At 66.2% G+C, this 628-nt stretch carries 1 protein-coding gene; it reads right to left on the bottom strand.

Going from position 1 to position 628, the window contains the following annotated elements:
* The coding region (locus tag ACFCZN_RS21490) for an RBBP9/YdeN family alpha/beta hydrolase (protein WP_430558118.1) at positions 1 to 559 on the bottom strand (559 nt) is incomplete at its 3' end.
* Between the last annotated feature and the right edge of the window lie 69 nt (positions 560 to 628).

Here is a 628-nt window from a genome sequence, read left to right as displayed (position 1 = left end):
CGCCAGGGATCTCACGGATGACGTTGAGGATCTCGGGCAGCGCTGTGATGCCGTCGTCCGCCTGGAAGTGGCCTGCGCCGGCGACCTCGATGAGGTTCGCGCCGAGTCGCGTGGCGAGACGCTCGACGATCGCGGTGTCGAGGACCGGGTCGATGTCGGCGACGAAGACCGACCTGTTCGGGCTCACGGAACGAAGGGCTTCGATGTCGAGACGGTCGCTGGTGAACGGGTCCAGTGCCGCGTAGCCCGGGAGATGCTCGGCGAAACCGGCGACGATGATGATCCCCGCGACGTGGAAGGCGGGGGATTGCGCAGCGATGCCGCGCAACGCGGTGATTCCCCCGAGGCTGTGGCCGATGATGACGGTGTTCTCGTCCGCGTCGGCGATGGCCTTGGTGGCGATCTCGACCCATGTGGCAGCATCCGGGTTGGAGGGGTCGGGCATGGGCGGGATCGTGACGTTCTCGGGCCCGAGCTGATCCGTCAGCCACGGGAACCAGTGGCTGTCGGGATCTGCTCCGTATCCGTGGATGACGATGACGCGCTGCGGGATGGACACAGGTGCTCCTTCGTTCGTCTGGCTGGGTCTGCTTGTTTGCTCTGGGGCTACAGGGCGTAGGCGTACTGG

It is taken from the genome of Isoptericola sp. NPDC056134, from assembly GCF_042264825.1.
Taxonomy (GTDB): domain Bacteria; phylum Actinomycetota; class Actinomycetes; order Actinomycetales; family Cellulomonadaceae; genus Isoptericola; species Isoptericola nanjingensis.
The sequence above is the reverse complement of the archived record's forward strand: the minus strand, read 5'-3'. Positions and strand labels throughout refer to the sequence as shown.